The organism is Francisella hispaniensis FSC454, from assembly GCF_001885235.1.
Classification (GTDB): domain Bacteria; phylum Pseudomonadota; class Gammaproteobacteria; order Francisellales; family Francisellaceae; genus Francisella; species Francisella hispaniensis.
Map to the genome: position 1 here is coordinate 238121 of NZ_CP018093.1, position 9121 is coordinate 247241.

Genomic DNA, 9121 nt, shown 5'->3' on the forward strand with positions numbered 1-9121 from the left:
TTGGAAGGAGATTGATATGTCAAGAATAGGTAAAAAACCTGTTGTTATCCCAAGCGGTGTTACGATTAGTGTTGCTGCTGGTAACAAGGTTGAAGTTAAAGGTGCAAAAGCAACTTTAAGTAAGACTTTTTCTACTGATGTGACTTTTAATGTTGCTGATAATGTTGCAACTATAACACCAAATAATAACAGTAAAAATGCTGTTGCGCAATCTGGTACTGCAAGAGCGATACTTAGTAATATGGTAGAAGGTGTTAGTAAAGGTTTTGAAAGGAAGCTCAAAATTATTGGTGTTGGTTATCGTGCTAAAGCACAAGGTAACGAGCTTAATCTTACTTTAGGCTTCTCACATCCTGTAGTATATAAGTTGCCACAAGGTATAACAGCTGAGACTCCAGCTCCTACAGAAATTATTCTAAAAGGTGCTGATAAAGAGCTTTTAGGCAAGGTAGCTTCAGAGATAAGAGAATATAGAAAACCTGAGCCTTATAAAGGTAAAGGTGTTCGTTACGAAGATGAGTATGTAGCGAAGAAAGAAGCTAAGAAGAAGTAGTTAGGTAAGGGATAGTATAATTATGGATAAAAAAACTGCTCGTTTAAATCGTAGTAAGCGTACTAGAATTAAACTAAGAGAGCTTGGTCATACTAGACTTTGTGTTTATAGAACACCAAGACACGTTTATGCGCAGGTGATTTCTGGTGATGGTTCTACTGTATTGGTGGCTGCGTCTACTGTAGAGAAAGATGTTAAGGCAAAATGTAAATATACTGGTAATGTAGAATCTGCTGCTATTGTGGGTGAAATCATTGCTAATAGATGTAAAGAAAAAGGTATTTCTCAGGTTGCTTTTGATAGATCTGGATATAAGTATCATGGACGTGTTAAAGCTTTAGCAGAAGCTGCTAGAGAGCATGGTCTTCAGTTTTAATAAATAAAATATGGATGATTATTCATTATGTCTAATGAAGTGAAAAAAAACGAAGAACTGATTGAAAAGTTAGTTAGTGTTAAAAGACACTCAAAAACAGTGAAAGGTGGTAGAATTATGAGCTTTGCTGCTTTAACTGTTGTTGGTGATGGTAAAGGTAGAATTGGTGTTGGTAGAGGTAAATCAAGAGAAGTGCCTGCTGCTATCCAAAAAGCTATGGAAAACGCTAAAAAGAACATGGTATCAGTAAACTTAAACAATGATACATTATGGTATCCTGTAATGTCTAATCATGGTGCTTCTAAAGTATTCATGCAGCCAGCATCTGCGGGTACTGGTATTATTGCTGGTGGTGCTATGCGTTCTGTTTTTGAAGCAGTTGGTGTACACAACGTTTTAGCAAAAACATATGGCTCAACTAATCCAGCGAATGTTGTAAGAGCAACTATTGCAGGTTTGGCAAAAATTAAATCACCAGAAGAGATCGCTGAGAAGAGAGGTCTTTCTGTTGAAGAGATTCAGGGGTAATTAAAAATGACTCAAGCTAAAACATTTAAAGTTACTTTAGTAAAAAGCCTAATTGGCCGTAAAGAAAACCATATAGCTTCAGCTAGGGGTTTGGGCCTAAGAAAAATCAACCACACAGTAGAAGTACTAGATACTCCTGAGAATCGTGGTATGGCTAACAAAATATATTATATGGTTAAGATAGAGGGGTAGTATAAAATGAAATTAAATACACTTGCTCCTGCTGCTGGCTCAAAAAGCGCTCCAAAAAGACTAGGTCGTGGTATCGGAAGTGGTTTAGGTAAAACTTCTGGTAAAGGTCATAAGGGTCAAAAAGCGCGCTCAGGTGGCTATCATAAAGTAGGTTTTGAAGGTGGACAAATGCCTTTACAAAGAAGACTACCAAAATTTGGTTTTACTTCTGCATCTAAAAGATATGTTGCTGAGATCAGACTTCATGAATTAAATAATGTCGTTGCTGATGAGGTTACGTTAGATACTCTAAAAGATTTTGGTCTTATTAGAAAAGATATCAAAACAGTGAAAGTAATAGCTAGTGGAGAAATCCAAAAAGCTGTTAGCCTAAAAGGTATAGCTTGCACAAAAGGTGCTAAAGAAGCTATCGAAAAAGCTGGTGGTAAAGTAGAGTAAGATTAGAGATATGTCAAAGTATAATAGTGCTTCTGGTACAACAGGCGAATTGAGATCTAGACTAATTTTTGTAGTTATTGCTATCTTGGTATTTAGACTGGGAGTGTATATTCCTATACCAAATATAGATCCTACTAAGTTAGTGGAGATTATTTCAAATCAACATTCATCAACTGGTGGTTTGATGAGTATGTTTAATATGTTCTCTGGTGGCGCTCTTACTCAAATGAGTATCTTTGCATTGGGTGTGATGCCTTATATTTCGGCATCTATCATTTTTCAGATGCTTTCAGCTGTATATCCAAAATTTATAGAGCTAAAAAAAGAAGGTGAATCTGGCCAAAAGAAAATCACTCAATATACAAGATATTTAACTCTTGCTTTGGCTATAGTACAATCATTTGGTATTGTTGCATTTGTATTACATCAAGATGGTTTAGTAACTACAAATAATATGGCGTTATTTTATTTGACGACTATTGTTTCTGTTACAACAGGTAGTATGTTTTTGATGTGGTTAGGTGAGCAAATTACTGAAAGAGGTGTGGGAAATGGTATTTCACTACTAATCTTTTCAGGTATTGTTGCTAACTTGCCATTTGAAATTTCAAACACTCTATCTCAAGCAAACCAGCATGTAATATCTTACTTGTCTGTATGGGTGCTTTTAATTTTGCTACTTTTAGTTATCGCATTTGTAGTATTTATGGAAAGTGCTCAAAGGAAAATTACAGTAAACTATGCTAAGAGACAGCAAGGCAGAAAAATGTTTGCTGCTCAAACTAGTCACTTACCTCTGAAGCTAAACATGGCAGGTGTAATTCCAGCGATTTTTGCGTCATCAATATTGATGGTTCCTGGTGTGTTGCTTGGTTGGTTATCTAATTATAACTCACTTAGCTGGTTGGCAGATGTTGCAGAAATGTTGCAGCCAGGCAGTATAGTTTATACAGTAGTTTTTGCTGCGACAATTATCTTTTTCTGTTTCTTTTATACTTCGTTGGTATTTAATCCTAAAGAGACAGCAGATAATTTAAAGAAATCAGGTGCTTATATTTCTGGTGTGAGACCTGGTGAGCAAACAGCTAAGTATATAGATGCAGTTATGACTAGATTAACTTTGGTTGGTTCACTATATATCACAGCTATATGTTTATTACCAATTTTTGTGGTGAAGTTCTTTGCTCAAGGATTGTCATTCACATTTGGTGGTACGTCTTTGCTGATTGTTGTAGTTGTGATGATGGACTTTATGGCTCAAGTTAGATCGCATATGATGTCAACACAATATGATTCTTTACTAAAAAAAGCAAATCTTAGTGGTAAGAGAAAATAGAGAAATATTTTTGGAGAAATATAATGAAAGTTAGAGCTTCAGTTAAAAAAATGTGTAGAAACTGTAAAGTTATCAAACGCAATAGAGTAGTTCGTGTGATATGTACAGATCCTAGACATAAGCAAAGACAAGGATAGTCAGTCAAGCATAGTTAAATAAAGCTTGATTATTTGTTTTTAAAAAGCTATCCTAGCAAGTTACAAATTGCATGAGATAGCAACTAAATTAAGAATAATTATTAGGAGTGAAGTAGATGGCTCGTATAGCTGGTGTTAATATTCCTGTTCATAAACATACAGTGATAGGATTAACTTCAATTTATGGAATAGGTAAAACAAGAGCGCAACAAATTTGCCAAACTTGCAATGTAGACCCAACTGTTAAGATTAAAGATTTATCAGAAGATCAGGTTGAATCTTTAAGAACAGAGGTTGCTAAATTTACGGTAGAAGGTGATTTACGCCGTGAAGTTTCTATGGACATAAAAAGACTTATGGACTTAGGCTGCTTCAGAGGTAGAAGACATCGTCGTAGCCTTCCTGTAAGAGGACAAAGAACGAAGACTAATGCACGTACTCGTAAGGGTCCAAGAAAGCCAATTAAGGCGTAAAATACAATTATAACTATAAGATTAAAGGGTAGATTATATGGCTAAGTCTGTTAGATCATCAAAGAAAAAAGTAAAAAGAGTAGTGACTGATGCAGTTGCTCATATTTACTCATCTTTTAATAACACTATAGTAACTATTACAGATAGACAAGGTAATGCTTTATCTTGGGCGACTTCTGGTGGTAGTGGCTTTAGAGGTTCGAGAAAAAGTACACCTTTCGCTGCTCAGGTAGCTGCTGAGAGAGCTGCTGATATGGCTGCTGAGTATGGTGTAAAAAACGTAGATGTTTTAGTAAAAGGACCAGGTTCAGGTAGAGACTCTGCTGTTAGAGCTTTAAACGCTAAAAACTTGAAAGTAACAAGCATAACAGATGTGACTCCATTACCTCATAACGGTTGCCGTCCTCCTAAAAAACGTCGTGTTTAATATTTTAAAGGGAATTTAATAATGGCTAGATATCTAGGACCAAAATGTAAACTTTCTAGAAGAGAAGGTACTGACTTATTTTTGAAAAGTGGTGTAAAAGCTAACGATGAAAAATGCAAAATGAATACTGCACCAGGTCAACATGGAGCAAGAAGAGCGCGCCTATCTGACTATGGTTTACAGTTAAGAGAAAAGCAAAAGGTTCGTCGTATGTATGGTATTTTAGAAGGTCAATTCAAGAAATACTATGTTGAGGCTAGCAGAAGAAAAGGTAATACTGGTGCTACATTGCTAGAGCTACTAGAGTCAAGACTAGACAATGTTGTTTACAGAATGGGTTTTGCTGCTACACGCGCAGAAGCAAGGCAGCTAGTAGTTCATAAAGGTATCATGGTGAATGGGCATACTTGTAATGTTCCATCTGCTCAAGTGAAAGCTGGTGATGTAGTTGCAGTTAGAGAAAAAGCTAAGAAACAACTAAGAATTCAAAATGCTGTAGAACTTGCTAAACATAGAAAAGAACTTTCTTGGATTGATGTTAATACTGATTCATTAGAAGGTACTATGAAATCTTCACCAGATAGATCTGAACTATCAGCAGATATAAATGAACAATTAATCATCGAGCTTTACTCTAAGTAATAATTTATTATTATTTTTTAGTGACTCGTTTATAGCCTTATTTCAAGGAGATTTTTTAGTGAGTAATAATAATTCAAAGCAGGAATTTGTACCTAATATACAGCTTAAAGAAGACTTAGGAGCTTTTAGCTATAAAGTTGAACTTTCTCCTGTAGAAAAAGGTATGGCTCATATCCTTGGTAACTCTATTAGAAGGGTTTTATTATCTTCACTATCAGGTGCATCTATAATTAAAGTAAACATCGCTAATGTATTACATGAATACTCTACTTTAGAAGATGTCAAAGAAGATGTTGTTGAAATTGTTTCTAATTTGAAAAAGGTTGCGATAAAGCTTGATAAAGGTATAGATAGACTAGATTTAGAACTATCTGTAAATAAGTCAGGTGTAGTTAGCGCTGGAGACTTTAAAACAACTCAGGGTGTAGAAATAATAAATAAAGATCAGCCAATAGCTACTTTGACAAATCAAAGAGCATTTAACTTGACTGCTACTGTGAGCATAGGTAGAAATGTTGGTATACTTTCTGCGATACCAACGGAACTTGAGAGAGTTGGTGATATAGCTGTAGATGCTGATTTTAACCCTATTAAGAGAGTTGCTTTTGAGGTTTTTGATAATGGTGATAGTGAGACTTTGGAAGTATTTGTAAAGACAAATGGTACTATAGAACCACTAGCGGCTGTTACAAAAGCTTTAGAGTATTTCTGTGAGCAAATATCAGTGTTTGTATCTTTAAGAGTACCTAGTAATGGTAAAACAGGTGATGTATTAATAGATTCTAATATTGATCCTATTCTTCTTAAACCAATTGATGATTTGGAACTAACTGTGAGATCATCCAATTGTCTGCGTGCTGAGAATATCAAGTATCTTGGAGATTTAGTGCAGTATTCTGAATCACAGCTAATGAAGATACCTAATCTAGGTAAGAAATCTCTTAATGAGATCAAGCAAATTTTAATAGATAATAACTTATCTCTAGGTGTTCAAATTGACAATTTTAGAGAACTAGTTGAAGGAAAATAACAAATATAGTAATCATATAATATTAACTATAAAGGAGTAATTACTATGAGACATCGTAAACAAGGTAGAAAGTTTGGAAGAACTAGTAGTCATAGAAAAGCTATGTTTAAGAATATGTCAGCTTCTTTGATTAATCATGAACTTATCAAAACTACTTTACCAAAAGCTAAAGAATTAAGAACAATCGTTGAGCCTTTAGTAACTTTAGCTAAGAGAGAGCATAAGTTAAGAAACGAACTAGACACTAACTCAAATGAGTTTAAAGCACAATCAGTTGCTTTAAGAAGACAGGCGTTTGATTTCTTAAGAAATAAAGCTGCTGTAACTAAACTTTTTGAAGAGTTTGGTGCTCGTTATGCAGAAAGAGCTGGTGGTTATACTAGAATTCTTAAATGTGGTTATAGATTTGGTGACAAGGCTCCTATGGCTTTCATTGAATTGGTTGATAGACCAGAAGTTGAAGAAGCAGCTGACGAAGAATAATTCTTTTGTATTTTATCTAAATTTCATTCCTAAAAAAATTCTTTTTACCCTGATAGATTTTTATAGTTTGTATAGATATAAATGTAAAAATTACTTGAAAAAACTAATTACCACTCTCATATAGTTATTTGTTTAAGATTATTTATAAATGTATAACAAGAGAGGGTTATATAAATGTCAGAAAAAAAATATACTTTTGAAACTGAGGTAGATAAATTACTTCATCTTGTAATTCACTCACTATATTCAAATCGTGAGATATTTTTAAGAGAACTTGTCTCGAATAGTTCTGATGCTATTGAGAAATTAAGATATGAGAGTATTTCAAATGCAGCTTTGAATGAAGATGATACTGATTATGCTATCAGAATTGATTTTGATAAAAATGCAAAAACTATAACAGTTAGCGATAATGGTATCGGTATGACTGAAGAAGAAGTCATCGAAAACCTCGGTACAATTGCTAAGTCAGGTACTAAGAAATTCTTGGAAAGTTTAACTGGTGATAAGAGCAAAGATAATGATTTAATTGGTCAGTTTGGTGTTGGTTTTTATTCATCATTTATCGTTGCTGATAAAGTTACAGTTAGAACTAGAAAAGCAGGTCAGGATAAATCTCAAGCTACTAAATGGGTTTCTGATGCACAAAATGGCTTTACAGTTGAGACTATTACAAAAGAGAAGCGTGGTACAGAAATAATTCTTCATATCAAGAAAGAACATCTAGATTTGCTTGAGTATTACGTACTTAAAGGACTAGTTAATAAGTATTCAGATTGTATCAATACTCCAATTCAAATGAAAAAAGTTGAGCATGATAAAGATGGTAAAGAAACTATCAAAGATGAGTATGAGACAATAAACAATACTAAGGCTATTTGGCTAAGATCTAAAGATGAAGTTACTGATGAGGAATATCAAGAGTTCTATAAGTATATTTCCCATGATTTTTCGGATGCTTTAATGTGGATACATAATAAGGTTGAAGGTAATCTTGAATATAATAGCTTACTTTATATTCCACAAAATAAACCTTTTGATTTCTGGAATAGGGATAAGGATTATGGGTTATCGCTATATGTGCGTAGAGTCTTTATTATGGAGAATAAGGAATTATTACCTCCATATTTAAGATTTGTTAAGGGTGTGATTGATTCTGCTGATTTACCACTTAATGTATCACGTGAAATATTACAGCATAATAAAGTTATCGATAAGATTAAAAAAGCGATAACTACTAAAATCCTAAGCGAATTGAAGAAGCTAGCTAGTAAAGATACAGAAAAATATCAAAAATTCTGGGATAGTTTTGGTCAAGTGCTGAAAGAAGGTGTATCTGATGATTACTCAAACAAAGAAAAGATTGCAGGCTTATTAAGATTTGCGACTACTGAAAGTGGCGATGCTAAGCAGACTGTATCATTAGCTGATTACATCTCACGCATGAAAGAAGGTCAAGATACAATTTACTATATCACTTCTGATAGTTATAAGGCTGCTGCAAATAATCCTCAGCTTGAAGCATTCAAGAAGAAAGGTATCGAAGTTATCTTGATGACAGATAGAATTGATGAGTGGATGATGTCTACGTTGACTGAGTTTGATGGTAAGCATATGAAATCAATTATCAAAGGTGATATTGACCTTGATAAGTTTGAAACTCCAGAGAACAAAGAGAAATTTGAGAAAGAGTCAAAAGACTTTGAGAAAGTTCTAAAAGAAATTAAAGAAGTTCTAAAAGATAAAGTTGAAGATGTACGCTTGTCTAAGCGTTTGACAGATTCTCCAAGCTGTGTGGTTGTAAATGACTATGGTATGAGTTTACACATGCAGAAGATGATGGAAGAGGCTGGTCAAGGGTTTATGCCTGGTATGGGTATGAAGCCTATCTTAGAGCTTAATGCAGAGCATAATCTTGTACAGAAGCTAAAAAATGAAGCAGATACAGAAATATTTGCTGATTTATCTGAGCTTTTACTTCTTCAGGCGATGTTTGTTGAAGGTGCTAAGATAGAAGATCCAATGGCTTTTGTTAAGCTTGTCAATAAATATATCAGATAGTTTTTATAAAAAAATAAGTTCTTTTTTTACAGGGGTTGTCCTACTTGAAATCGTTGTTTAAGGAATTCTATAAGAAAGTGTTTTACCACCATTAAAAGAAATACTAATGATAGTGCCACTACTACAGGCACTAAATGCAAAAATTGCATTATCAACGATAAAACTATCTGCTTTATAAGTGTTTCCTGAAGTTGGTGCTGGACTATTTAAACTACCATTTGCATTGCCTGCAACTGGATTTGTGCATGTTCCATTGGCAAAGCTAAAATTATAAGCTATAGCTTGCGAAGATGGTATAGATGCTGGAACAACAAATTCTGGAATACTTGGATTTGAAGTATCAATAGTAATATCAAGCTCATTATTTTTGTTGTTTATGCAGCCTGTAAGTAATAGTAATATTGTAACAATCGAACAAGTTAATAATTTTTTCATTGGTTAAATT

14 protein-coding genes are annotated in these 9121 nt (G+C 34.0%); 13 read left to right on the plus strand and 1 reads right to left on the minus strand.

Annotation, left to right across the window (positions count from 1 at the left end):
* Window positions 1–16 precede the first annotated feature (16 nt).
* The 13 genes from rplF (at window position 17) to htpG (ending at window position 8676) form a co-directional block, all read left to right on the plus strand.
* Window positions 17–553, plus strand: a complete 537-nt coding sequence (gene rplF / locus FSC454_RS01215; protein ID WP_066045876.1) for a 50S ribosomal protein L6 — start codon at window positions 17–19, stop codon at window positions 551–553.
* A gap of 22 nt (window positions 554–575) precedes the next feature.
* Window positions 576–929, plus strand: coding sequence for a 50S ribosomal protein L18 (gene rplR, locus FSC454_RS01220; RefSeq protein ID WP_014547568.1), 354 nt, complete (start codon window positions 576–578; stop codon window positions 927–929).
* 27 nt (window positions 930–956) lie between these two features.
* Window positions 957–1457 (plus strand): 30S ribosomal protein S5, encoded by a 501-nt coding sequence (rpsE, locus tag FSC454_RS01225; RefSeq protein ID WP_014547569.1) that lies wholly within the window; start codon window positions 957–959, stop codon window positions 1455–1457.
* 6 nt (window positions 1458–1463) lie between these two features.
* Window positions 1464–1649, plus strand: a complete 186-nt coding sequence (gene rpmD / locus FSC454_RS01230; RefSeq protein WP_003014363.1) for a 50S ribosomal protein L30 — start codon at window positions 1464–1466, stop codon at window positions 1647–1649.
* 6 nt (window positions 1650–1655) lie between these two features.
* Window positions 1656–2087: a 50S ribosomal protein L15 gene (gene rplO / locus FSC454_RS01235; protein WP_003032892.1), complete on the plus strand. Its 432-nt coding sequence runs from the start codon at window positions 1656–1658 to the stop codon at window positions 2085–2087.
* 10 nt (window positions 2088–2097) lie between these two features.
* Entirely contained in the window at window positions 2098–3423 is a 1326-nt protein-coding gene (gene secY / locus FSC454_RS01240; RefSeq protein ID WP_014547570.1) for a preprotein translocase subunit SecY, read from the plus strand.
* 23 nt (window positions 3424–3446) lie between these two features.
* Entirely contained in the window at window positions 3447–3560 is a 114-nt protein-coding gene (gene rpmJ, locus FSC454_RS01245) for a 50S ribosomal protein L36 (protein WP_003017816.1), read from the plus strand.
* Window positions 3561–3676: 116 nt separating this feature from the next.
* Complete coding sequence (gene rpsM, locus FSC454_RS01250; protein ID WP_014547571.1) at window positions 3677–4033, plus strand: 30S ribosomal protein S13; 357 nt, start codon at window positions 3677–3679, stop codon at window positions 4031–4033.
* A gap of 37 nt (window positions 4034–4070) precedes the next feature.
* A complete protein-coding gene (gene rpsK / locus FSC454_RS01255; protein WP_014547572.1) occupies window positions 4071–4460 on the plus strand; it encodes a 30S ribosomal protein S11 in 390 nt (129 codons plus the stop codon).
* A gap of 21 nt (window positions 4461–4481) precedes the next feature.
* Window positions 4482–5102, plus strand: a complete 621-nt coding sequence (gene rpsD, locus FSC454_RS01260) for a 30S ribosomal protein S4 (protein WP_003014378.1) — start codon at window positions 4482–4484, stop codon at window positions 5100–5102.
* 58 nt (window positions 5103–5160) lie between these two features.
* Window positions 5161–6132, plus strand: coding sequence for a DNA-directed RNA polymerase subunit alpha (locus tag FSC454_RS01265; protein ID WP_014547573.1), 972 nt, complete (start codon window positions 5161–5163; stop codon window positions 6130–6132).
* Window positions 6133–6177: 45 nt separating this feature from the next.
* Complete coding sequence (gene rplQ, locus FSC454_RS01270; protein ID WP_066045873.1) at window positions 6178–6615, plus strand: 50S ribosomal protein L17; 438 nt, start codon at window positions 6178–6180, stop codon at window positions 6613–6615.
* 174 nt (window positions 6616–6789) lie between these two features.
* Window positions 6790–8676, plus strand: a complete 1887-nt coding sequence (htpG, locus tag FSC454_RS01275; protein WP_066045869.1) for a molecular chaperone HtpG — start codon at window positions 6790–6792, stop codon at window positions 8674–8676.
* Window positions 8677–8733: 57 nt separating this feature from the next.
* Here htpG and FSC454_RS01280 read toward each other — a convergent pair whose 3' ends face one another.
* The gene (locus FSC454_RS01280; RefSeq protein WP_066045865.1) at window positions 8734–9111 is read right to left on the minus strand and encodes a hypothetical protein; all 378 of its coding nucleotides are present in this window, start codon (window positions 9109–9111) and stop codon (window positions 8734–8736) included.
* Between the last annotated feature and the right edge of the window lie 10 nt (window positions 9112–9121).